Origin of the sequence: Tropicimonas marinistellae (assembly GCF_001509585.1) — a bacterium.
In the GTDB taxonomy this organism is placed as follows: Bacteria; Pseudomonadota; Alphaproteobacteria; order Rhodobacterales; family Rhodobacteraceae; genus Tropicimonas; species Tropicimonas marinistellae.
Genome location: NZ_LNCI01000006.1, coordinates 140,175 through 164,326 on the forward strand (window position 1 = coordinate 140,175; position 24,152 = coordinate 164,326).

Here is a 24,152-nt window from a genome sequence, read left to right on the forward strand (position 1 = left end):
GACTTGCATGTCCTCCACCTGACAACGCGGCGCCATCGCCCTATGTATCGAGGGAAGGAGACGCCCATGCCGCTCGAAATCCCTTTTGACAACAGCTATGCGCGCTTGCCGGAACGCTTCTTCGTTCGGCAGTCGCCGGTGCCGGTGAAGGCGCCGGAGTTGCTGCTCCTCAACCGCGGGTTGGCGGCGGAATTGGGGCTGGACGCCGACGCCCTGCAAACCCCGGACGCGGTGCAGATCCTGGCGGGCAACGCGGTCGCTGCGGGCTCCGATCCGCTCGCGCTGGCATATGCCGGGCACCAGTTCGGTGGTTTCTCCCCTGTGTTGGGCGATGGACGGGCACTGCTGCTGGGCGAAGTGGTGGACCGCCAGGGCAAACGCCGAGACATTCAGCTGAAAGGGTCCGGTCGGACCGCCTTTTCCCGCCCAGGCAGCGACGGTCGCGCACCACTTGGCCCGGTTCTCCGCGAGTTCATCGTGAGCGAAGCCATGGAAGCGCTCGGTATACCCACAACGAGGTCGCTGGCCGCGGTCGCGACGGGAGAGCGGGTGATCCGCGGTCAGGCCGAACCGGGCGGCGTGCTGACGCGGATAGCCGCGAGCCATATCCGCATTGGGACCTTTCAGTATTTCGCAGCACGTGGCGATACCGAGGCGCTGCAAATCCTGACCGACCATGTGATTGCGCGCCATTTTCCGGAGGCGTCCGGCACTCTGGACCTGCTTGACGCGGTGATCGCGCGGCAAGCGCAACTCGTGGCGCAGTGGATGGGCGTGGGGTTCATCCATGGGGTAATGAACACCGACAATACGTCCATCTCCGGCGAGACCATCGACTTCGGACCTTGCGCCTTCATCGACACCTTCGTCCCCAATACGGTCTATTCCTCTATCGACCACCATGGGCGCTATTCCTACCAAAACCAGCCCGACATTCTTGCCTGGAATCTTGCCCAGTTCGCGACGGCCCTGCTACCGCTCATGGGAGCGGATCGCGAAGCGGCGATTGCATCGGCGCAGGCAACCATGGAGCTGTATCCGGACCGGGTGCGCGGCGCGTGGTGCGACGTGTTCCGGCGCAAACTTGGGCTGACTCGAGACGAAGAGGGCGACGAGCGCCTGATCGGCGACCTGCTATCACGCATGGCGGCCGGTCAAGCGGATTTCACCAATACGTTCCGGGCGCTGGCAACGGGCAACGCGCGTGACCACTTCGTGCAGCCGGAGAGTTTCGATCAATGGGAAGAGAATTGGCGGTCCCGTTTGAGGCGCGAGCCTGAGCCGGGCGCAGAGGCCGTTGCGGAACGCCTCAGGGCCGCCAACCCGGCGATCATTCCGCGCAATCATCGCGTCGAACAAGCGCTCTCCGCGGCATCCGACGGCGATCTTGCTCCGACAACGCGGCTCATCGGCGCGCTGTCGCGTCCCTTCGAGGACCCACCCGCCGATCTGGAGGATCTGACCCATCCACCGACAGACGACGAAAGGGTCTACCGAACCTTCTGTGGCACCTGAGCGGCCGCCTCGGGCACACGCGGCGCACGGTTGATAAGGAAAAGTCCGAACGCAACGAGCGCCAGCGCGCCGATCATCGATGGCGAGAGGGGCTCATCGAGGAGCAACCACCCCATCGCGACACCGAAGACCGGGGAGAGGAAACTGAAGGCCGCAACCGACGCCGGCGGATACACCGAGAGCAGCCAGAGCCAGGCGGAAAAACCGAGTGCAACGACGAACACCGCCTGAAATCCAAGACCCCACCAGTGAATCGCTTGCGGCTCTCGTAGCAAGTCGCCGAAGAGCGGTGAGAGCGCGAGCAGGATCGGCGCGGAGATTCCCACCTGCCACATCAACTGCGTTTCCGGCGATACTTCCCGTACCATCGTTCCGCGGGCGCACAGCGCCATTCCGGCCCAGGCCATCGAGGCTCCGAGCGCACAGAGATCACCGGCCAGGTTCCCCTGCCCGGCCGCTCCGTCGCGACCAACAATCGCCGTGGCAACGCCGAAAAACGCGATGAGCAACCCGGCCAACCGACGCGTTGTCAGGCGCTCGCCGGGCAACAGGAAATGCGCTGCAATCCCGAACCAGACAGGCATGGAATAGAAGATCACGGTGGAGCGGATCACCGTGGTCAAGTCCAGCGCCAAGAAGAGCAGCAGGAACTCGAACGTGAAGGCGATGCCCATGCCGATCCCCCCTGCCCAGGTTGCACGCGCCAGAACCAGCCGCTCCCCGCGCATGCGGAGCATCAGCCACAGGACGGGCACTGCTCCAAGCGATCGCAAACCCGCCCAGAACACCGGCTGAAGCCCCTCGTTCACAACCTTGATGATCACCTGGTTCACACCCAGAAACGCCGAGAAACCGATCAGGGCAATCGCCCCGAAGGCATCGATCCGGTCCTTGCGTTGCATCCTGCCCACCTGTCCTCACGTCTGCTCCATGCCGCTTGTTCCACACCTGCCGCATTGTCAATCGCCCCGTCGGCAAAGCGACCCGCCTGCAACGCTCCTGCGGTTGTTGGGCGATTTTGCGTGCAATTCGTTTCCATGCCTCGCGTGGCTCGGATAGCTTTGGCGACAACAACAAGGTCGGGAGGCATCGAGTGCCCGAACGAGCAGATATCCGCATTCGCGCAGTGACACCCGCCGACGAGGCGGCGTGGCGGCGCCTGTGGTCGAGTTATCTGGACTTCTATGAAACGAGTGTCAGCGAAGAGGTTTTCGGTTCATCTTTCGCCCGCCTCCTTTTGGAGGAAGAGAATGAATTTCGCGGTCTGTTGGCCGAGATTGACGGTGAGCCGGTCGGGTTGGCTCATTTTCTTTTCCACCGACACATGTGGCGAACTGAAAACGTTTGCTACCTGCAGGACCTTTTCGCCGATCCGCAGGTGCGTGGGACCGGTGTCGGCCGAGCATTGATCGAGGCGGTATATGCGGCCGCGGACGAGGCAGGTTGCCCATCGGTCTACTGGTTGACGCAGGACTTCAATACCCAGGCCCGACAGCTCTACGACCGTATCGGCACGCTCACCCCCTTCATCCGCTACAACCGGAGGGTCGCGTGAAGTTACGAGCGCTCGCGGCTGCGATGCTGGCGATGGCCGTAGCGGCCTGTACCCCCGCGCCGTCGGCCGACATCGCGCAACGCCGGGCGGTCGCAGCGGTGCCATTGCCGCCGATGCGGGCCTTCGATGCGCCGCGGTCGCGGCCATCGGTGCGCACCAATACGCAACTTGCGGGTGACTTTCTCGATCTCACGTTCCGGCTTGAAAGCGGACGGGAGATCGATCGCCTGACGCGTTTTTCCGGAGAGATAACTGTCGGACTACGCGGCCCGGCGGACGCGACGCTTAAGCGAGATCTGGCGCGGCTGCTGACTCGATTGCAGCGCGAGGCAGGCCTGCCGATCCGTGCCGCCCGGCCCAACGAAACGCCCTCGATCATTGTCGAAGTGCTACCTCGTCAGAAGCTCCAGCGCGCCGTACCGCAGGCAGCCTGTTTCGTCGTCCCGCGCGTTAGCGGTTGGGATGAGTTCCGCCGTCAGCGACGGACGGGCGCAGTGGATTGGACAACGTTGGAGCGGCGCGAGCGTGCGTCCGTGTTCCTTCCAGGCGACGTTTCCCCGCAGGAAGCGCGCGATTGCCTGCATGAGGAGATCGCGCAGGCGCTCGGGCCGCTCAATGACCTGTACAGGCTACCGGACTCTGTCTTCAACGACGACAACTTCCACACGGTGCTGACCGGGTTCGACATGCTGATGCTGCGTGTCACCTACGATCCCGCGCTCTCAAACGGGATGAGCAAGCAGCAGGTGGCGGCTGCCTTGCCCGGTATTCTGGCGCGGCTCAACCCGGCGGGCCAGCGCTCCGGGCCGCCGCCAAGCCCGCCAACACCCCGCATATGGATCGACGCAATAGAGGACGCACTGTCACCGCGCGGCACGCCGGCGCAGCGCCGCGCCGCGGCCCGGCGCGCGGTCGATCTCGCGGACTCAGCCGGCTGGCGCGACACACGCATGGCGTTTGCGCTTTACGCGCTCGGCCGCCTCTCGCTCAATCGGGAGCCGGAGCTTGCGCTCAGCTCGTTCCTCGATGCTGCCGCGATTTATCGCAGCCTGCCGGACACACAGATCCAGGCCGCCCACGTGGCGATGCAACTCGCGGCCTTTTCACTCAGTGCCGGACAATCCGGCGCCACCATCGGGCTTATCGACGAGAGCCTGCCGGCCGTGCGGCAGGCAGAAAACGCGGCACTGCTTTCGACGCTCATGATGATGCGGGCCGAAGCGCTGGATTTGCAGGGCAAGACCTCCGCAGCGCGCGCCGAGCGAAACGAGGCACTCGGATGGGCACGCTACGGCTTTGGTGCAGATGACGTCGTCCGCGCGCGCGCAACGGAGATCGCCGCTCTTGCCCCCGGACCGTCCGACCGATAAGCCGCGCGGGAAAACTGCGGGAAGCTAAGAATGTTCGTGATACTCGGCGCAATAGGTGGCGCAATCTGGGGCGGATACCTCGCGCGGAAGCGGGGCGGCACTTGGGCCGATGTCGCGCAATATGCTGCCGGTTTCGCCATTGCCCTTTCGCTTCTTGGCTTCTTCGTTACGATTTTCATCGAACGCGTAATCACCGGCGTGTTCTAGACCAGCGAGCGGGGCGCTCCCGCCCTTCCCCACGCGCTAACGCGCTCGGGAAAAGCGTTGGGCCGGGCGCCCTTCGGGCGCAGCGTACCGCTGGACCGTGCGCTCCCAGGTGCGGGTCCAACCGTCGCGCTTGACCCCGGCGCTCTCCCGGCCAAAGCTGACCCAGCATTTTCGGAGCCCGGCGCATGTTCCTGCATTTCTTCCAGACCCTCCGCGACGGCGGCGTGCCAGTGAGCCTCCGCGAGTACCTCGCATTCCTTGAAGGCGTGGCAGCTGGGCTCGTAACCTACGACATCGATGGATTCTACTACCTTGCACGGACCGCCATGGTGAAGGATGAGCGCCATCTCGACCGGTTCGATCGGGCGTTCGCGGCGGCATTCGAGGGCCTCGAAAAGATCACCCTCGGGCAAATGCTGGAAGGCGTTGACTTGCCTGCGGACTGGCTTCGGAAGATGGCGGAAAAACACCTGACACCGGAGGAAATGGACGAGATCGAGGCCCTCGGAGGTTTCGACAAGCTCATGGAGACGCTCAAGCAACGTTTAGAGGAACAGGAAGGCCGGCATCAGGGCGGCAGCAAGTGGATCGGGACGGCGGGCACCTCCCCGTTCGGCGCCTATGGCTACAACCCCGAGGGCGTCCGGATCGGCCAAGACAAGGGCCGCCATGGGCGCGCCGTCAAAGTCTGGGACAAGCGGGAGTTTCGCAACCTTGACGATACGGTCGAACTGGGCACGCGCAATATCAAGGTCGCGCTCAAGCGCCTCCGCCAATGGGCCCGACACGGGGCGCAGGAGGAACTCGACCTAGACGAAACCATCCGCGCAACCGCAGATCACGGGTATCTCGATGTGAAGATGCGGCCCGAGCGGCACAATGCTGTCAAGGTATTGCTCTTCCTCGACGTGGGCGGCTCCATGGACCCGTTCATCCGCATTGTCGAAGAACTGTTCTCCGCCGCACGAGCCGAGTTCAAGCATCTCGAACACTTCTACTTTCACAATTGTCTCTACGAGGGTGTCTGGCGCGACAACGTCCGGCGCTGGAGTGAACAGACGCCGACCTGGGACGTGCTCAATACCTATGGCCCGGATTACAAGTGCATCTTCGTCGGCGATGCCGCGATGAGCCCGTACGAAATCCTCCATCCGGGAGGGGCCAACGAACACTGGAACGAGGAATCCGGCGAAACCTGGCTCCGCCGGTCGCGGGAGCAATGGCCGGATACGCTGTGGATCAATCCCACCCCGGAACGCCACTGGAAATACACGCAATCGATCGAGATGATCCGTCAGATCGTTGACGACCGCATGGTGCCGATGACGCTTGAGGGAATTGACCGCGGAATGCGCATTCTCACCTAACGAGGAACTCGCCTGCGGCAACCGGATTTGTTGCGGGCTCTGTCCGTGCATGTTAGCGCTATCGACGTCGCGCTCTTCCGGGTAACCTCATGACATTTCCTCGTGGCGTGCTGCTGTTTCTGGCAGCGACCTTCTTTGGCACTGCGATGTCCGCGTGCATTCGACAGGTCTCGGGAGATGTCCCGCTTGGACAGATTATCTTCTGGCGCTCGGCCACAGCGCTTCCGCCGATCATTGCGTACATGGCCCTGTGCGGCGACTTCCCGCGCGCGATGACAACCCGGCAGCCGAGACTGCATCTGACGCGCAACCTCTTCGGCGCGCTCTCCATGGCCTTGTCATTCGTGTCCCTCACCTACCTTCCGGTGGCCAATGCGCAGGCGCTGGCTTACCTCACGCCCGTTCTGACGCTTCCCATCGCCGCCGTGATTGCCGGCGAGCGGCCGGGGCGTCGGGTGATCAGCGCGCTGGCGCTTGGCGTGGTTGGCGTATCGGTGATGATCGGCGGCGCGATCCGGATGCCAGGAGACGGCGCGGCGATCGGCGTTGCTGCCGGCCTCGGCTTCGCGGCGACCATGGCGTTCGTGCGCGTGCATATCCGCGGTATGACCAGGAGCGAACGCCCGGCGACAATCGCTTTCTACTTCGGTCTGACCGGATCACTGATCGGATTGGCAAGCTGGCCATTCGGCTGGATAGCGCCTAATCCGACGACTATGGCGCTGCTTGTAACGTCAGGAATACTCGGTGCGTTCGCCCATATCTGCGCAACCGAGGCTGTGGCGCGAACAGCCGTGTCCACGATTGCGCCGTTGGAATACACGGGGCTCATCTGGGCGCTTGGTTTCGATATCTTGCTACTCGGAGATCCGCCAGCCCCGGCAAGCCTTGCCGGAGCGGCCGTCATCCTTTTGGCCGTGCTCGTCGTGGCGCGGTCCGGCGAGCAACCGGCCGGCAACAAATGAAAATGAGCGTCAGGTTCGGGAAAGCCGCATCATTCGCACCGAGGCCAAGGCCGGTATATTGTTGTCCGACGCCAGATCCTCGACGGCAAGCCAGTCGTCGTCTTCCACTTCCTCGACCATCTCGTCCTTTTGCCCCGGTTCAGGCGCGGGCAAGAATGCCAATGTGAATGCGGACGCCGCGATTGCCAGACTCACGATTGCCGCAGGCACGAGTGCCAGTGCCATGTGCATCTGGATCATTTCGACAGGTGGTTCGAATGCCGCCACAGCAACGCCGGCCATTGGCCCAAGCACAAATATCAAGGCCACAACGAGGCTGAACAGCACGGCGAACGCTTCCATGGGCGATACCGGATCGCGGAGCCAGTCCGGAGTTGTCTTTGGCAACAGGAAGTAGATGCAGAGCGAGCCACAGATAAGCCCGACGCTGATGTTGAGCCCGATTGGCCGGTTGTTCGCGAGACCGGTCAAAACCCCGGCGGCAATGGCAAGAAAATAAATAAATCCACAGGCGCCAAGCAGGTGCAGCCCGAGGCCGTGAACGAAGCAGATGTATTTACGCATGTCACAAGGACCCGTTTATACCGATTTTATTAACGTCTTTCTGAGGGCAGAATCTGGCGGAAACGTGCTGATGATGAGGAAACCTCGTGCCGGGTTGTCCATTGTGCCGAAGAAAACCATATAGTTTCCATGTTGAAGCTGATGCCCCTGCTCCTCGTGCTCCTCTACGGGCTGGCGATGTACCGTTTTTCCGCCTGGCGAACGGCACGAGAACTCGACGCGCGATCTTCCGAACTTGCGGACATGCGCCTCAGGCGCTTGACCGACCGGATGGCCGAGGCGCTCGACCTGGAACGGATCAGGGTCCATATCTACGAGGTCGCGCCGATCAACGGACTCGCTGCCCCGGACGGCCGGATCTTCATCACCCGCGGTTTTTACGACCAGTATCGGGCGGGCAACGTGACCGCCGAGGAACTTGCCAGCGTGATTGCGCATGAACTGGGACACGTTGCTTTGGGGCATTCGCGGCGGCGGATGATCGATTTCTCGGGGCAGAACGCGATCCGGATGGCGTTGGCGACCGTGCTCAACCGGTTTTTGCCGGGTCTCGGAGTGTGGATTGCGTCGATGCTGACGTCGCTTCTTGCCGCGCGGCTGAGCCGACAGGATGAATTCGAAGCCGACGCCTACGCGTCCGCACTTCTGGTCAAGGCCGGTATCGGCACCGAGGCGCAGAAGAGCTTGTTCGGAAAACTGGAGCATCTGACGGGTAACCTTGGGGCAGGTACACCTGCCTGGCTGTTAAGCCACCCGAAGACGGGACAGCGTATCGCCGCAATCGAGTCACGAGAAGCGCGTTGGTCAGCACCGAGAAAGTAGCCAAGCAACAAGGCGACGGTTCACTGTGCTGTTGGATTCGTTCCCAGCAGGATCAGGGAAGGTTGTCTTTGTTCTTCCGCGGACGCGATGGCGCGGATACAACCGGGGGAGGTTCGAGAGAAATCCACCATGTCCGACCCCCGCGCGACCCCACCGCTCATGAGCTCCGACACGTTTCGGTGGGCCGCTTTGGTTTTGGTCACCGCGCTTATCACGTTGCTCTTCTTTGGCATGATCCGGGGATTTCTTATCTCGCTGATCATGGCGGCGATTGTCGCTGAGATGTCGCGCCCGCTGTTTCGGCGTGTGTGCGATCTCGTCAAAGGGCGTCGAAACGTTGCCTCGGCCATAACGCTCACCCTGATCATCGTTCTGGTCATCGCCCCGGTATTTCTGATCGGCACCGTGGCCGCAGAACAGGCGCTCTCGCTTCCGCGAACGGTCGTGCGGGTATTTAACAACCTCGCCGAACAGAGCCAGACCTGGGATGTTCCGGACTGGCTGCCGTTCGACGAAGACATGGGTCACTTCGGACCCGAGGTAGTTTCGAAGATCAGCGACCTGGTCAGCGCCGTCGCCCGCTACATGGTCGGAACCATGTCCGCGGTGACCCGTGGCACCGCGCTCCTTTTCCTTGATACTTTCATCTTCATCTACGCCCTCTTCTTTTTCCTGAAGATGGAGGTGCCGGTCATGCAGCAGATCCTACGCTTCACCTCGCTTGCGCCGGACACACAGCACAAGCTGGCCGACCGGGCGATCTCTGTCAGCCGGGCGACGATCAAAGGCGTCCTTGTGATCGGCATCGTCCAGGGCCTGTTGGGCGGCATCGGCTTCTGGGTCGCTGGAATCGAAGGCGCGACATTCTGGGGCGTCGTTATGGGTATCGTGTCGATCATTCCCGGTGTCGGCCCAAGCCTCGTTCTGGCAATCGGCGTGCTTTACCTGTTTGCGGTGGGGAACATGGCTGCTGCTATCGGGCTTGCACTTTGGGCCGGACTGGTGGTCACCACCATCGACAATATCTTGCGACCGATCCTGGTCGGACGGGACACTCAGATGCACGACATCCTGATTCTCGTCTCAACGTTCGGCGGGCTGGGAATGTTCGGCGCAGTCGGTCTTGTGCTGGGGCCGGTCGTCGCGGGCCTCTTCGTCACGATATGGACCACACTCGCCGAAGCCGTCGTCGCGAACTCACCGGAACCGGAAGCCGAGACCGCTGTGGGTTCGGACAGCGATGCCGTAGAGTCCGCCTAGCTTGACGCTGAGCGGGCAGTTCGCGCCTGCCAGACGGCTGATGTCTCCGCTCGGATGATCCGCGCGATCAAAGCGCAATCATCGAGGCTGAAGGTCAACGGCAGGCGCATGTCAATAAGTCCGGCCAGGATGCGATCGGTCCTCGGCAGAACACGCGGCGTCGCGTAGCGCCAGTGGTCGTAGCGCGACGTAAAGGCAATTGGCGTTTCGTCCCCAAACCACTTCAACTCCACACCACGGGCAGAACAGCGGGCCACCACCTCTCGCACTGCCGCAGCGGACCAGTCGCGCAGAAGGAATTGGATGGATGAGCCAACAATTGACTCGACCTCTGGCCGCTCGATTACCGTCAGGCCGGGTGTATTGCGCAGCCCCTCCTCTACCGCCGCGTAGCGCGCGTTCCAGGCGGCAACGCGCTCCGGCAAGCTCACAAGTTGCGGCCGCAGGATCGCGGCGCGGAGATTGTCCATACGGGCAGACATGTTCGGCGTGTCGAGCGTCAGGCCGTTAAACACCTCCTGAGGAGGTGCAGCGCGGTGACGATCGTAGAGCATGTAGCTACCCGAGAGCAGAGTGGCACGCGCCATCGCTGGCGCGTTGTCGGAAACGATCAGCCCCCCCTCGCCGGAATTCATGTGTTTGTACGTTTGTGTCGAGTAGCAGCCGATCAGACCATGCCGCCCCGAGGAAATACGGTTCCAGGCCGCACCCATCGTGTGGGCGCAATCCTCCACGACCTGCACGCCGGCGGCATCGCAAATGGCCATGAGCCGGTCCATGTCGCAGATATGGCCCCTCATATGCGACAAAAGCAGTACGCGCGCTGCGGGCGTGGCGGCTATTTGGGTCGAGAGGTCGTCGAGATCGATCGTCAACGCTTCGGTCGTCTCCACCAGAACGGGCCGTGCGCCGACCGCGACGATCGCGCCCGGTACTGGCGCCAGCGTGAATGCGTTGGTCAGAACCGGATCGCCCGGCACAACGCCTGCGGCGCGCAAGGCAATTGACAATGCCTGACCACCTGAGGCGACCGCAAGGCAATATCGGGCACCGGTGAAAGCCGCGAATTCCTCTTCCAGCAAGGCCGTGTCACCAGCCTCTCCATCTGCCAGGTTGTAGCGATGCAGACGCCCGTGACGCATCACATCGAGTGCCGCCGTTATCCCGTCCTCCGGAATCGGCTCCTGCTGGGTGAAACTGCCCTCGAAACGGTCGCTCATGGACAGCAGCATTGGGCGAGCGCGCCGTTCGCGTCAATCGCTCCAGCCTGTGGCGCGTGGCTTTACCGCAACCCATGCCCGCTTGCCCTCGCGACGTGCTTGTCGGACAGTTAGGCAACCGAGGAGCTGCGCGAAGGAACCGCCATGAAGATCGCCACCTTTAATATCAATGGCATCAAGGCGCGCCACGCCGCGCTCTGCGACTGGCTGGACGAGGCGCAGCCGGACGTGGCGCTGCTACAGGAGATCAAATCCGTCGACGAAAACTTCCCGAGGGAAGTGTTCGAGGAACGCGGCTACAACGTCGAGACCCACGGACAAAAGAGTTTCAACGGGGTGGCAATCCTGTCAAAACTGCCACTTGAGGACGTACGCCGCGGCCTGCCCGGCGACGAGACGGACGAACAGGCGCGGTGGATCGAAGCCACTGTGGTTGGCGAACACGCGGCGGTTCGGCTCTGCGGGCTATACCTGCCCAACGGAAATCCTGCGCCAGGACCAAAGTTCGACTACAAGCTGGCATGGATGGATCGGCTCAAGACCCGTGCGGCGGAACTGCTGGCGCAGGAAGAACCGGCTCTGATGGCAGGTGACTACAACGTGATCCCGCAAGATGCAGATGCCGCGCGACCCGAGGTATGGCAGGACGACGCATTGGCACGCCCGGAAAGCCGCCGCGCATTTCGCGAGATCGTGAATCTCGGCTTTACCGAGGCATTCCGGGCACGAACTCTCGGTCCGGGCCATTACACCTTCTGGGATTATCAAGCTGCGGCCTGGGACCGAAACGACGGCATCCGTATCGACCACCTTCTGCTAACACCACAAGCGGCCGACCTGCTGACAGACTGTCGGATCGACAAGGATATCCGCAATCGTCCGAAACCCTCCGACCATGTTCCGATCTGGGTGGATCTCGCAGCGTGATCGACGCCGGGGACGCCGCGCCCTGATTCGTGCGGTCGGGGTAGGAACCGACCGGTTTTCGGTCTGGTTCTGCCTCTTGCCGTCAACCTAGCCTCAGCCAATCCAGCCGCGACGCCACAACGGGACTGAGCATTGAGTGTATCTCTGGAGAACAAGCATTCCGTGTGGGCGCACAATGATCGCACTAGCCGATGCCATGCACCGACGTCGAAACCGAAGCGCCATCCGGGAATCGCCGTAATTATCAATTGCAGTAAAGCACTTACCACCCACCAGCACACAGATATCATGCGCGCACGGCTCATAGGTGGCGTTCAAACTTCGGAAAGTCACGAAAACCGCTTTGCATTTTCACCCTCTACCGCTTAGAGGGCACCGAACGCCATGCATTCCGACCGGATCGGCGATGCGGTGGCGTTCTTGCAATCGATCGTTCGAGTGGAACGATTGCAATGATCGGGGCGTAGCGCAGCCTGGTAGCGCGACGGTTTTGGGTACCGTAGGTCGCAAGTTCGAATCTTGCCGTCCCGACCATCACTCGCCGATGAATGGGGCAGCGCGCTCTGATAGCGGCGCAATACGTTGCCCGGGCAGTATCGGTCGCCCTCCTCATTGAACCGAACGGTCAAACCGGAAACCGGCAACGCACCGTACGGTCAGGTAGGGTGTTGGAAAACCGCCAACCAGCATGATCGCCCGCGAGATCGAAAAGCGATAGGAGATCACGATGGCACTTGGCGAGTGGGGTTCCGACCCCGTGGTGCTTCCCGACGAGTCGGAACCGCAGTTCCAGTTTTTCGCGCGCGACGTGATGCTTGACGTGGAGCCCGGGGCGGGCGCCGTCGAGCTTCAATGGCGCAATGCGGCCAATGAGTGGGAAACATTCCAGCAGATCACCGACAAGGGCGCCTATCCCGTCATCGTGGCGAACGGACGGTCTCGGCGCATCGTTGCGACCGGCGACGCCACGTTTTGCGCGACCTGGAGCGCCTGAGAGGGGCTTCTACTGGCGAAAGTCTGGATCGCGCCGCAACGCCCAGTGGAGAAGCGCTTTGCAAGGCCGGTGGCAAACGCGTCACCGGCCTTTTCCATCCCTGTGCCGCTACTCAACCTTTGGGACTGTCCCACACAAAATCCATGGAACGCCTGCGTCGGTTTCTGGCGCTTAGAGAAGCCGCTGGTCGCGTCAAATGCCCCACGCTGCCCCAAGGCCGTGGACACCGCGCACATCACGCCGATGGGCGAACGCTATCCGGGTGAGCAGCGACAAAGGCCGGAATCGACGCACAGGCACTCTCGATGGCGCATATCCTGTTGAACGCGCCCAGTTCGATCCCCCAGCGACGTGCATTGTAGAGTTGCGGGATCAGGCAACAATCGGCCATCGATGGCGTATTGCCATGACAGAACGCACCTTCTTCGCCTTGTCGAAGCATTTCCTCGACGTTCGCCAGACCGCCGCCGATGAATCGCTGCATCCAGGCAATCGTTGCCTCCTGCCCACCACCAGTGAGTTCAGCGACGTGGCGAGCGACGCTCAGATTGCAGATCGGGTGTATCTCCATTGCAATCGAATACGACAGGCTGCGCACCCTGTGCCGTGCTGCCGGGTCAATTGGCAAAAGCCTTGCCCCGGGCACGGTCTCGTTCAGGTATTCGATGATCGCCAACGATTGCGTTAGGTCAATTCCATCCACCGTCAGCGTCGGAACCAAACCCTGCGGATTGCGCGCCACGTACTCTGGTTGCCGGTGTGACCCAGCGAGCAGATCCACGGTCACACCGTGCCATGGCAAATCCAGCAGATTAAGCGCGATCCGAACCCTGTAGCTCGCCGACGAGCGCCAGTAGTCGAAGAGTGTGTATTGGCAGGGGTCGTCCATCGTAGACCTTCCCGATTGGTATCAACAGGCATTGGGACCATGATGTGCGAGTTACCGCATGAGCGGTCAACACTGGGCAACAAATGCTGCAGTTGCAAAGATCACATCACCACTCTCGAGGCACCATACCACTACATGTTGTGTTGCCATTAGGCAGCGGCCCTGCTCAGTGGTCATCCACACTTGCTCAACGCTTAACGATTTCCGGCAACACCGTCGGACTACGGCGCATCGCGTGGATTTCTATATTTTGTTGGGTGATTGGCAGTCTCCACGAGCAATTGTGCGTTTCGCCATTAACGAAGTGAATCGCTGGTCGTGTCGTCGGTCCCGACCTCTCGATGCGGTCAAGCAAAAGTTTTACGCCACTGCGCAAATTTTTGCGTTGACGTCTCATGGCATCCTACGCCAATTTGTATGGGCGAACCGACAAAGCCACAACATATAGTGGCGAACCGGACGCAAGAGGGACCAAACTCCAATAGCCTGGGGCGGCACCGTGCCGCCCGGTATCATGTACACCCGCCAGGGCGTGCAGGGTCCTTTTTGCTCCGGCGGATCGCGCGAGACCGGCAGGCAGCGGGGAAGGCTGACTGTCATCTGGAAAAGAAGACGAGACGAACCGCCGGCAGGGGCGGTCAACGCGCACGGGGCACCACGACCATGAAGATCGACAGAAAGTTCACCACTGCCGGGGAAGACGCCTACGCGGGGCTGGCCTTCACCACGACCACATCGGAGATCCGGAATCCCGACGGGACCGTCGTGTTCAGCCTCGAAGGAATCGACGTGCCGGCAAGCTGGTCTCAGGTTGCCAGCGACGTGATCGCGCAGAAGTATTTCCGCAAGGCGGGCGTGGCTGCGCGCTTGCGCAAGGTGAAGGAAAAGGGCGTTCCGGAATTCCTCTGGCGTTCGGTCCCAGACGAGAAAGCACTCTCCACACTGCCTGAAGACGCGCGTTTTGGTGGCGAAACCTCTGCGCGCCAGGTCTTCGACCGGCTCGCCGGCGCTTGGGCGTACTGGGGCTGGAAAGGCGGGTATTTCACGGCCGAGGCCGATGCACGTGCCTACTACGACGAGATGCGTCACATGCTCGCCAGCCAGCGCGCTGCCCCCAACAGTCCGCAGTGGTTCAACACCGGTCTGCATTGGGCCTATGGCATCGACGGACCAAGCCAGGGCCACCACTATGTCGATCACAAGACCGGCAAGCTGACCAAGTCGAATTCCGCCTACGAACACCCCCAGCCGCACGCCTGTTTCATCCAGTCGGTCTCCGACGATCTGGTGAACGAAGGTGGCATCATGGATCTCTGGGTCCGTGAGGCGCGGCTCTTCAAATACGGCTCCGGCACTGGCACCAACTTCTCCTCGCTTCGCGCAGAAGGCGAAGCGCTGTCAGGTGGCGGCAAGTCTTCCGGCCTGATGGGTTTCCTCAAGATCGGCGACCGCGCCGCGGGCGCCATCAAGTCGGGCGGCACCACGCGCCGGGCGGCCAAGATGGTGATCTGCGACGCGGATCACCCGGATATCGAGGAGTTCATCAACTGGAAGGTGAAGGAAGAGCAGAAGGTCGCCTCAATCGTGGCCGGCTCCAAGATGCACGAGGCGAAGCTCAACGAGATCTTCGCCGCCATCGGGCAGTGGGACGGCGCCGTCGAAGCAGCGACCGACCCTAAGAAAAACGACGCTCTCAAGGGCGCAATCAGAGCGGCCAAGAAGGTCGCCATCCCCGAGACCTACATCAACCGCGTTCTCCAGTACGCGCGCCAGGGCTATGCCTCGATCGAGTTCCCGACCTACGACACGGATTGGGACAGCGAAGCCTACAGCACGGTCTCGGGGCAAAATTCCAACAATTCCGTCCGCGTGACCGACGCCTTCCTGAAGGCCGTTCGGGACGACGCCGACTGGGAGTTGCTCCGCCGCACCGACGGCAAGGTCGCCAAGACGATCAAGGCACGTGATCTGTGGGAACAGATTGGTCATGCCGCCTGGGCCTGTGCCGATCCCGGCATCCAGTTCCACGACACCGTCAATGCCTGGCATACCTGCCCTGAGGACGGCGAGATCCGCGGGTCAAACCCGTGCTCGGAGTACATGTTCCTCGACGATACGGCCTGCAACCTGGCCTCGATGAACCTGCTGACCTTCCTGAAGGACGGCAAGTTCCAGGCCGAGGATTACATGCACGCCACGCGCCTCTGGACGCTGACCCTGGAAATCTCGGTCACCATGGCGCAGTTCCCGTCGAAGGAAATCGCCCAGCTTTCCTATGACTTCCGCACGCTCGGCCTCGGCTACGCCAATATCGGCGGGCTGCTGATGAACATGGGGTATTCCTACGACTCCGCCGAGGGCCGCGCGCTCTGCGGCGCACTCACCGCCATCATGACCGGCGTTGCATATGCGACATCGGCCGAGATGGCCGGCGAGCTTGGCCCGTTCGACGGATACGAGCGCAATGCCGACCACATGCTGCGGGTCATCCGCAACCACCGCAACGCCGCGCATGGCAACAGCGACGGTTACGATTCGCTGGCGGTCAAACCGGTTCCGCTCGATCATGCATCAAACCCTGACAAGGGACTGAACGATCTGGCAACGCATGCCTGGGACGAGGCCCTGCGACTGGGCGAACGCAATGGCTTCCGCAATGCACAGGCAACCGTGATCGCTCCCACCGGCACCATTGGTCTGGTAATGGATTGCGATACCACCGGTATCGAGCCCGACTTCGCCCTGGTGAAATTCAAGAAGCTTGCAGGCGGCGGCTACTTCAAGATCATCAACCGGTCGGTCCCTGCTGCGTTGGAGAAGCTCGGCTACAGCTCGTCGCAGATTGAAGAAATCGTCTCCTATGCCGTTGGCCATGGCAGTCTGGGCAATGCGCCCGGCATCAACCATACGACGCTCGCCGGCAACGGGTTCTCTCAGACCGAGATCGACAAGATCGAAGCGGCCCTGCCCTCGGCTTTTGACATCCGCTTCGTCTTCAACCAATGGACGCTTGGCGCGGAGTTCTGCACCGATGTGCTCGGTATTCCCGCGGAGAAGCTGGCCGATCCGACCTACGACATGTTGACCGACCTTGGTTTCTCCAAGGCGCAGGTGGATGCAGCAAACGATCACGTCTGCGGGACGATGACCCTGGAAGGTGCGCCGCATCTGAAGGAAGAGCACTATGCCATCTTCGACTGCGCCAACCCCTGCGGGAAGAAAGGCAAACGCTTCCTCTCGGTTGACAGCCACATCCGCATGATGGCGGCGGCGCAGAGCTTTATCTCGGGCGCCATCTCCAAGACGATCAACATGCCCAACGACGCCACTATCGAGGATTGTCAGAAGGCCTACGAACTCTCCTGGTCCCTCGGCACCAAGGCCAACGCGCTGTATCGCGACGGGTCCAAGCTTTCCCAGCCGCTCGCCGCGGCCCTCGTCGAAGACGACGAGGAGGCGCAGGAGACGCTCGAAACAGGCACGCCTCAGCAAAAGGCCGAGGTGTTGGCGGAGAAAATCATCGAGAAGGTGGTGGTCAAGGAGATCGTCCGCAGCCATCGCGAGAAGATGCCGGAGCGCCGAAAGGGATACACCCAAAAGGCCAACGTCGGCGGTCACAAGGTCTACCTTCGCACTGGCGAATACACCGACGGTTCGCTTGGCGAGATCTTCATCGACATGCACAAGGAAGGCGCGGGCTTCCGGGCGATGATGAACAACTTCGCCATCGCGGTCTCGGTTGGCCTGCAATATGGCGTGCCGCTGGAGGAATTCGTCGACGCGTTCACCTTCACCAAGTTCGAGCCGGCAGGGATCGTTCAGGGCAACGATTCGATCAAGAACGCCACCTCGATCCTCGACTACATCTTCCGCGAACTGGCGGTGTCCTATCTAGATCGGACCGACCTTGCGCACGTGAAGCCCGCCGGGCACACGTTCGACGACCTTGGCAAGGGCGACCAGAACGAGGGTGTCAGCAATATCGCCGAGTTGAGCGACAACGCCGCCAGCAAGTCCCTGGCAGTGCTCAAGCAGATTTCCTCCACTGGATACCTCCGCAAGCGGTTGCCGCAGGAGTTGGTCGTACTCAACGGCGGCGCGGAGGGCATGGCAGGCGGCACCGCGCTCGACACGGCGATGGACCCGCTGGCCACACTGCAGACGCTGGTGCCAGAGGCCGGCACGGCCACCGCTGTCGGCGCAGTCACATCCATGGACGACCGCACGAAGGCGCGGATGCAGGGCTACGAGGGCGAAGCCTGTGGCGAATGCGGAAACTACACGCTGGTGCGCAACGGCACCTGCATGAAATGCAACACCTGTGGCGCCACGAGTGGGTGCAGCTGAGGAGGGACCATGCAGACGGGGATAGAGAAACGCGTGACCGGCACCGTGACCGACCGCCTCGTGCGGCGCCACCCCAGCCCCATGTCGCTCGTTTTTCGTCCCGCCGGAGAGCACGCGCTGGCGCATGGCTGGCCCGTGTTGCGGCCCGGGGCTCCCGCTCCGACACTGGCTCACACGGAGACATGGCGCGAGAGGTTCGTGTTCGTCTCCGATGACGAGACAGTCGAGGTGGCGGCCAGCGGATTCAATCCGGTGCTTGGGCTGCACTTCATGGCGCCTTGGGCTCTCGTTTTCGGGCGCCCGCCTGCAGGAGGTGATGCAAAGGACCATGGAGCAGACACTGGAGGGGCACCTCCGGATCGGCTCCGACACTAGTACGGGTTTCGCGCCGCTTGCCCTTCCCTAGGTGGTGGCGCGGTATCGGGGGCGGGTGCGCTCGCCCCGAGGGCGGATCAGGCCGCAGGCAGAAAACCGGGCGGTATAAACAATCGAGCCTGATAAGCCAAACTGGGGCGTCCTTGCGGCGCCCCATTTTCTTTCAACAGAACCTTTGCGCCACGGCCCCGGTCGCGACACCCGGCCTGTTGGCGACTTGTGCCGAAATCCGATGCCGATGTGGGGCTGGGAATCATCTCTTTGCAGCGTGCGAAGATCGCGGGTGACAGAGGCGTCTGCCGATAGCGTCGGTCAGCCGATTGGTCCGAAACAGGATCGACGGCCTAGTCGGCGCAGGGCCAGGCCGCCGCCGCTCCGACCGTCGAATGCCTCATCTGGGTTCCCGGTGCGATTCCCATGGCCTCGGCCAGTCCCCCGTTGATCTCCAGAACGAACATCACACCCTCGCCGCCGGGGATTGGGGTCAGGTCTTGCGGTACCGCATCGGAATGCACGTGCGTCACCACGCCTTTGGAATCGGCGAAAATCAGATCAAGGGGAATCAGCGTGTTCTTCATCCAGAAGTTCACAGCCTGCGGCTTCTCATAGACAAAGAGCATGCCAGCGGATTGCGGCAGGGACTCCCGGAACATGAGGCCGCTCGCACGTTCCGCGACATCGTCGGCCACTTCGATCGTGAACCGCGCACTCCCCCACTCGCCGCGCAGATCGATCCGGTCTTCCGTACAGGCCGATTCGGCGAGAGCCAATGTTGCGGATGTACATGCTGCGATCAGCGCAGCCGGTGCGACGCACCACGACTTCAATCGTCGCGCCGGATAGCCCGTTCCCATGCCGCCACCTCGATTGCCATGCGGCCACGCCGCCCCTCGACGACTCGCAAACCGACGGCTTCGCCGGGCTGTAGGTCCGCCAGACCGGACCGCCGCAAGACCTCGATATGCACGAAGATGTCTTCAGGCCGGCCGAATATGTTGGCGAAACCAAATCCTTTGCCCTTGTCGAACCACTTCACCCGTGCCGGTTCGAGCGGCAGCGCCGCGATCTCCTCTGGCGAAATCGCAGCCGCATCTTCCAGCGGCGGGCCGGAATCTTCGTCCGGCGGGGTGATCACCACCACTTCGACCGCCTGCATCCCGCGCGCCGTCTGCTGTACGACAATTTCTATGAGCGCCCCGTCCGCAACAGAGGATTGACCGAAATTCCTCAGCACGTTGGCGTGCAAAAGAATATCCGGACCGCCCTCCTCGGCGACCACGAACCCAAACCCCTTGGTGGGGTCGAACCACTTAACACGGCCCTTCACCGGCCATGCACTTCCTGTGTCGTCTTTCGCGGTCACCAGCGGGCCACCTTTGCACTCTCCCATGGACGGGCGCTTCGATCATTTCCAGTGCAAGAATGAAAGCGCTTACGAATAATCAACGGGCACCCACGGAATGCAATTAATAACGAGGTTTGATGCTTATGGCATCCACTTGATCGTTTCAAGCTTTGGCCCCCATTTCAACGCAAATGCCACGAAATTGCCCAAGTTCCTCGGGGATCGTTGTTTTTTGACAAAGGTTAGGGCGACAGACGCTGAACCTCCCACCCGTTGTTGCCAGTTCGATGCCAGCGGAAGCGGTCGTGCAGCCGAAACGCGCCGTCGGCCCAGAATTCGATCTCCGTCGGATCCAGCCGGTAGCCGCCCCAGAAGGGCGGTCGCGGCGGATTCGTTCCGTGCTGTGCAGTCACGCGAGCGACCTCAGCCATGAGCGACGCGCGCGACGCCAGCGGCTGGCTTTGGTGGGAAGCCCAGGCCCCCAAACGCGATTTCAAAGAGCGGGACTGGTAATAGGCATCGGCCTGCGGGCCTTCCTCGCGCACCACCGTGCCACGCACGCGGATCTGGCGCCGTAAACTCTTCCAATGCATCACGAAGGCCGCGGTGCCGGTCCGGTCGAGTTCCTGGGCCTTTGTGCTTCCATAGTTCGTATAGAAGACGAAAGCTGCGGCCTCGATATCCTTGAGCAGCACCATGCGAACGTTCGGCATCCCGTCGGCGTCGACGGTAGCGAGCGCAATGGCATTCGGATCGTTGATTTCACTGGCTTCCGCTTCCGCTAGCCAGGCGCGCGCCAGCGCGAAGGGGTCGTCCCCGGCAAAGATGCCGCTACGGTCACTCATCGGTCGAACTCCATGCTCCTCTTCAGCCGAGCTACAGTTGGAAAGCAAAAAATTCCAGCATTTCCGACGGTCTTGCCCTGCCCCTGCCGCTTGCCGTAAACGGTCCTGAGAAATTCGGTGCGGCGGAGGGACATATGACGACGGGTCTGATGGCAGGCAAGCGCGGCCTGATAATGGGTCTTGCAAACGACAAGTCCATCGCCTGGGGGATTGCAAAGGCCTGCGCCGACGCAGGCGCGGAACTTGCGCTTACCTATCAGGGCGACGCCTTCCGCAAGCGCGTTGTTCCTCTGGCCGAGCAGCTTGGGGTCACGCAACTGGCGGATTGCGACGTGACAGACGAGGCGTCGATGGACGCGCTCTTCGCACAGCTCTCCGATGCATGGGGAAGCCTCGATTTTGTGGTTCATGCGATTGGGTTTTCTGACAAGAACGAGTTGCGCGGCCGCTACGTTGACACCTCTCGTGGCAATTTTTCCATGTCTATGGATATCTCGGTCTATTCCTTCACGGCGCTCTGCCAGCGGGCCGAGAAACTGATGACCAGCGGTGGGTCCTGCCTCACGCTGACCTATTTCGGCGCGGAAAAGGTGATGCCGCACTATAATGTCATGGGCGTTGCCAAGGCGGCTCTCGAAGCCTCCGTGCGCTATCTCGCAGAAGACCTCGGCAAGCAGAACATCCGCGTGAACGCGATCTCCGCCGGCCCGATCAAAACGCTGGCAGCCTCCGGCATCGGCGATTTTCGCTACATCCTGAAGTGGAACGAACTGAACTCGCCCCTGCGGCGCAACGTGACGATCGACGATGTGGGCAATTCGGCGCTCTACCTGCTGTCGGATCTCGGTGCCGGCGTAACTGGCGAAGTGCATCATGTCGATGCAGGCTATCATTTAGTCGGCATGAAGGCGGTCGATGCGCCGGATATCGACGTTGTGACCGGAAAGAAGTGAACCAGATATGAGCGAACGCCCCCGTTCCGACCGCCTGCCCCACGAAAAGGGCTTTCACATCAGCTGGGATCAGATCCATCGCGATAGCCGGGCTCTTGCCTGGCGCCTCGATGGACATGGGCCGCTTGAAGGCGGCGGATGGAAGGCCGTGGTGGCCATCACGCGCGGTGGGATGGCCCCGGCAATGATCGTGGCCCGCGAGTTGGACATCCGCATCGTCGATACGATTTCGGTCAAGTCCTACAACCACCAGACACAGATGGATGCCGTGGTGTTGAAGGCACCGAACGCCGAGATGATGGGTGATGGCGAGGGAATTCTGGTCGTCGATGACCTCGTGGACTCCGGCAAGACGCTCGAACTCGTGCGGCGGCTCTATCCGAAAGCACATTTCGCAACCGTCTACGCCAAGCCCAAGGGACGGCCGATGGTTGATACCTTCATCACCGAAGTCAGCCAGGATACGTGGATCTTCTTTCCCTGGGACATGGCGCTGCAATACGTGGAGCCCTACCGCGGCACGGATTGATCTGCGCCCCCGCGCAGTGAGGGCGCGTTGACCGAATCGCGTTTCGCAACTTTACTCGTTGCGACGCAACCCGGGAGGCACCGATGATCTGTCCAGCCAAGTCGCCCGCGCGATTCCCCGACCATTCTGCCGTGATAGCCGCACGTCCCGTTGCGTGCCTGAAAACCACCATGCTGGGCGCGGTCTCTCTCGCATCTGCATTCGCCTTCGGCACTGCCACAGCGCAACAGGTCGCCGACACGATCTACGAAGGCGGCCCGATCCTCACCATGGACGACAGCCAGCCCCGCGCAGAGGCGCTGGCGGTGAAGGACGGCAAGATCATGGCTATCGGACCGCTTGCCGAGGTGTTGGCTTTTCAAGGCGACGGTACCGAGCTTTTCGATCTCGACGGTCGTGCACTCCTGCCCGGGTTCGTCGACGCGCACGGGCACGTGATGCTCATCGGCCTTCAGGCATTGGCCGCGAACCTCCTTCCGGCTCCCGATGGAACGGTCAATTCCATTCCCGAGTTACAGCGCGTCCTCACTGACTACGCGGCCGCCAACGACGGGCGAGTGAACGCCATCAACGCGATCATCGGCTTCGGCTATGACGATTCCCAGTTGGCAGAACTGCGCCACCCGACCCGCTCGGACCTCGACGCGGTTTCCAACGAGATCCCCGTCTACATCATCCACCAGTCAGGCCACCTCGCGGTGGCGAACAGCAAGGCGCTGGAACTGGCCGGTTTCGACGCCCAGAGCCCCGACCCTGCCGGCGGCGTCATCCGCCGCGAAGCGGGCTCGCAGGAGCCAAACGGCGTGCTGGAGGAGACACCGCACTTCCAGGCATTGATGAAGGTGTTGCAAAACCTGGATGCCAAGGGCGCCATGACCATGTTCCGCGCAGGCACCGAGCTTGCCGCCTCCTACGGCTATACAACCGCACAGGAGGGTCGAGCGACCACGGGCCAGGCGAAGCTGATGGCGGCCGCTGCCTCCGGCGGAGAACTTAAGATCGACGTCGTGGCCTACCCCGATGTTCTGGTGGATCGCGATTACATCGCCCAGACCCACAGCCGCACCTATGCGGACCGGTTTCGCGTCGGTGGGGCGAAACTGACCATCGACGGCTCGCCGCAAGGGTTCACTGCCTGGCGTGACCGGCCCTATTACAACCCGCCTGAGAATTTCCGTGCCGACTACTCCGGGTACCCGGCCGCGAGCGCAGACCAGGTCTTCGACGCCGTGGACTGGGCATTCTCAAACGACATCCAGATCCTGACGCACTCCAATGGCGAGGCTGCGAGCGACGTCTTGCTCGCAGCCATCGGCGACGCCGCTGCGCAGCACGGCAACGACAACCGGCGTGCCGTGCTGATACATGGCCAATTCCTGCGCGAGGATCAGGTCGACACGATGAAGGGCCTGAAGGTCTTTCCATCGCTTTTTCCGATGCACACGTTCTATTGGGGCGACTGGCATCGGGAGCGCACGGTCGGGCCCGTCAACGGCGACAACATCTCTCCCACCGGCTGGGTCCGGGCGCGTGGAATGCGCTTTTCCACCCATCATGACGCGCCGGTGGCCTTCCCCAACTCCATGCGCGTCCTCGACGCGACCGTGACGCGCCGGTCACGCTCGGGAGACATCATCGGCCCTGAACATCGCGTGGACGTTGAAACGGCTCTGAAGGCGATGACCATCTGGCCCGCCTGGCAGCATTTCGAGGAGGCCGACAAGGGCTCGCTTGAGGTCGGGAAATTCGCTGACCTGGTTATCCTGTCCGAAGACCCGACCGCGGTCGACCCCGAGTTGATCGACCAGATCGAAGTCGTCCATACAATCAAGGAAGACGAGGTGATCTACAACCGCGAGCAAACCCGCGACGGACGCCTGTATTGGCGACCTGCGCCGGGTGGGGTCGACACGGTTGGTGAGGTCTTCCGAAGCGCCGCCCTTGCAACGGAAATCCCAGCAGGGCTTACCGGTGCGCGCCGGTTGATCGCGGAACGGACGGCAGCACTATCGCCACATGGCGCCACCTGCGTCTCGGGCTACGTTTTCCACGCACTGAGTCAAACCTACGCCGAGGCCGCTGCGACGCTTGATCGCCAGTGAA

General features: G+C 62.0%; 22 protein-coding genes and 1 tRNA gene. 16 read left to right on the plus strand and 7 right to left on the minus strand.

The features are described from left to right. Positions 1–66 precede the first annotated feature (66 nt). The gene (locus tag ARC39_RS13975) at positions 67–1,515 is read left to right on the plus strand and encodes a protein adenylyltransferase SelO (protein ID WP_068115441.1); all 1,449 of its coding nucleotides are present in this window, start codon (positions 67–69) and stop codon (positions 1,513–1,515) included. Here the strand turns inward: ARC39_RS13975 and ARC39_RS13980 are convergent. Then, positions 1,491–2,417: a DMT family transporter gene (locus ARC39_RS13980; protein WP_068115442.1), complete on the minus strand. Its 927-nt coding sequence runs from the start codon at positions 2,415–2,417 to the stop codon at positions 1,491–1,493. The two genes, ARC39_RS13975 and ARC39_RS13980, sit on opposite strands and share 25 nt — an antisense overlap. A 35-nt stretch (positions 2,418–2,452) precedes the next feature. Between ARC39_RS13980 and ARC39_RS13985 the strand changes: the two genes are divergently transcribed. The 5 genes from ARC39_RS13985 (at position 2,453) to ARC39_RS14005 (ending at position 6,979) form a co-directional block, all read left to right on the plus strand. After that, the gene (locus ARC39_RS13985) at positions 2,453–3,070 is read left to right on the plus strand and encodes a GNAT family N-acetyltransferase (RefSeq protein ID WP_368085975.1); all 618 of its coding nucleotides are present in this window, start codon (positions 2,453–2,455) and stop codon (positions 3,068–3,070) included. Positions 3,071–3,093: 23 nt separating this feature from the next. Continuing rightward, the gene (locus tag ARC39_RS13990) at positions 3,094–4,440 is read left to right on the plus strand and encodes a DUF2927 domain-containing protein (RefSeq protein ID WP_068115444.1); all 1,347 of its coding nucleotides are present in this window, start codon (positions 3,094–3,096) and stop codon (positions 4,438–4,440) included. 30 nt (positions 4,441–4,470) lie between these two features. Beyond that, complete coding sequence (locus ARC39_RS26005; protein ID WP_068115445.1) at positions 4,471–4,647, plus strand: acyltransferase; 177 nt, start codon at positions 4,471–4,473, stop codon at positions 4,645–4,647. A 185-nt stretch (positions 4,648–4,832) separates the two neighbouring features. Then, positions 4,833–6,014, plus strand: coding sequence for a vWA domain-containing protein (locus ARC39_RS14000; RefSeq protein ID WP_068115446.1), 1,182 nt, complete (start codon positions 4,833–4,835; stop codon positions 6,012–6,014). An 89-nt stretch (positions 6,015–6,103) separates the two neighbouring features. Then, positions 6,104–6,979, plus strand: a complete 876-nt coding sequence (locus tag ARC39_RS14005; RefSeq protein ID WP_068115447.1) for a DMT family transporter — start codon at positions 6,104–6,106, stop codon at positions 6,977–6,979. A gap of 9 nt (positions 6,980–6,988) precedes the next feature. Here the strand turns inward: ARC39_RS14005 and ARC39_RS14010 are convergent, their stop codons facing one another. Beyond that, on the minus strand, positions 6,989–7,543 hold the full coding sequence (locus ARC39_RS14010) for a hypothetical protein (RefSeq protein ID WP_068115448.1): 555 nt from the start codon (positions 7,541–7,543) through the stop codon (positions 6,989–6,991). Between the two features lie 129 nt (positions 7,544–7,672). Between ARC39_RS14010 and ARC39_RS14015 the strand changes: the two genes are divergently transcribed. Continuing rightward, on the plus strand, positions 7,673–8,365 hold the full coding sequence (locus tag ARC39_RS14015; RefSeq protein ID WP_068115449.1) for a M48 family metallopeptidase: 693 nt from the start codon (positions 7,673–7,675) through the stop codon (positions 8,363–8,365). Positions 8,366–8,494: 129 nt separating this feature from the next. Continuing rightward, the gene (locus tag ARC39_RS14020; protein ID WP_068115450.1) at positions 8,495–9,625 is read left to right on the plus strand and encodes an AI-2E family transporter; all 1,131 of its coding nucleotides are present in this window, start codon (positions 8,495–8,497) and stop codon (positions 9,623–9,625) included. Here ARC39_RS14020 and ARC39_RS14025 read toward each other — a convergent pair. After that, positions 9,622–10,845 (minus strand): DegT/DnrJ/EryC1/StrS family aminotransferase, encoded by a 1,224-nt coding sequence (locus ARC39_RS14025; RefSeq protein ID WP_068115668.1) that lies wholly within the window; start codon positions 10,843–10,845, stop codon positions 9,622–9,624. The two genes, ARC39_RS14020 and ARC39_RS14025, sit on opposite strands and share 4 nt — an antisense overlap. Before the next feature lie 144 nt (positions 10,846–10,989). On the opposite strand from ARC39_RS14025, the gene xth reads away from it, so the two are divergent. The 3 genes from xth (at position 10,990) to ARC39_RS14040 (ending at position 12,766) form a co-directional block, all read left to right on the plus strand. Then, a complete protein-coding gene (gene xth, locus ARC39_RS14030) occupies positions 10,990–11,772 on the plus strand; it encodes an exodeoxyribonuclease III (protein ID WP_068115451.1) in 783 nt (260 codons plus the stop codon). Positions 11,773–12,229: 457 nt separating this feature from the next. Further along, positions 12,230–12,306: transfer RNA gene (locus ARC39_RS14035), tRNA-Pro, on the plus strand. 193 nt (positions 12,307–12,499) lie between these two features. Next, positions 12,500–12,766, plus strand: a complete 267-nt coding sequence (locus ARC39_RS14040) for a hypothetical protein (protein WP_068115452.1) — start codon at positions 12,500–12,502, stop codon at positions 12,764–12,766. A 235-nt stretch (positions 12,767–13,001) separates the two neighbouring features. On the opposite strand, the gene maiA is transcribed toward ARC39_RS14040, so the two are convergent. Continuing rightward, positions 13,002–13,655 carry a maleylacetoacetate isomerase gene (maiA, locus tag ARC39_RS14045; RefSeq protein WP_068115453.1) on the minus strand — a complete coding sequence of 218 codons (654 nt, stop codon included), beginning with the start codon at positions 13,653–13,655 and terminating at the stop codon, positions 13,002–13,004. 663 nt (positions 13,656–14,318) lie between these two features. On the opposite strand from maiA, the gene ARC39_RS14050 reads away from it, so the two are divergent. Beyond that, the gene (locus ARC39_RS14050; protein ID WP_068115454.1) at positions 14,319–18,002 is read left to right on the plus strand and encodes a vitamin B12-dependent ribonucleotide reductase; all 3,684 of its coding nucleotides are present in this window, start codon (positions 14,319–14,321) and stop codon (positions 18,000–18,002) included. A gap of 9 nt (positions 18,003–18,011) precedes the next feature. Further along, a complete protein-coding gene (locus ARC39_RS14055; RefSeq protein ID WP_068115455.1) occupies positions 18,012–18,377 on the plus strand; it encodes a hypothetical protein in 366 nt (121 codons plus the stop codon). A gap of 344 nt (positions 18,378–18,721) precedes the next feature. Here ARC39_RS14055 and ARC39_RS14060 read toward each other — a convergent pair whose 3' ends face one another. The 3 genes from ARC39_RS14060 to pdxH form a co-directional block, all read right to left on the minus strand. After that, a complete protein-coding gene (locus ARC39_RS14060; protein ID WP_078059265.1) occupies positions 18,722–19,231 on the minus strand; it encodes a DUF192 domain-containing protein in 510 nt (169 codons plus the stop codon). Then, positions 19,201–19,740: a cold-shock protein gene (locus ARC39_RS14065; RefSeq protein ID WP_236545266.1), complete on the minus strand. Its 540-nt coding sequence runs from the start codon at positions 19,738–19,740 to the stop codon at positions 19,201–19,203. The genes ARC39_RS14060 and ARC39_RS14065 overlap by 31 nt, the downstream gene beginning before the upstream one ends. Positions 19,741–19,964: 224 nt before the next feature. After that, a complete protein-coding gene (gene pdxH, locus ARC39_RS14070; protein WP_068115456.1) occupies positions 19,965–20,567 on the minus strand; it encodes a pyridoxamine 5'-phosphate oxidase in 603 nt (200 codons plus the stop codon). A gap of 134 nt (positions 20,568–20,701) precedes the next feature. Between pdxH and fabI the strand changes: the two genes are divergently transcribed. The 3 genes from fabI (at position 20,702) to ARC39_RS14085 (ending at position 24,151) form a co-directional block, all read left to right on the plus strand. Then, positions 20,702–21,520: an enoyl-ACP reductase FabI gene (gene fabI / locus ARC39_RS14075; protein WP_068115457.1), complete on the plus strand. Its 819-nt coding sequence runs from the start codon at positions 20,702–20,704 to the stop codon at positions 21,518–21,520. 7 nt (positions 21,521–21,527) lie between these two features. Further along, entirely contained in the window at positions 21,528–22,049 is a 522-nt protein-coding gene (gene gpt / locus ARC39_RS14080; protein WP_068115458.1) for a xanthine phosphoribosyltransferase, read from the plus strand. An 83-nt stretch (positions 22,050–22,132) separates the two neighbouring features. Further along, positions 22,133–24,151, plus strand: coding sequence for an amidohydrolase (locus ARC39_RS14085; RefSeq protein WP_236545267.1), 2,019 nt, complete (start codon positions 22,133–22,135; stop codon positions 24,149–24,151). The last annotated feature ends 1 nt before the right edge of the window (position 24,152 follow it).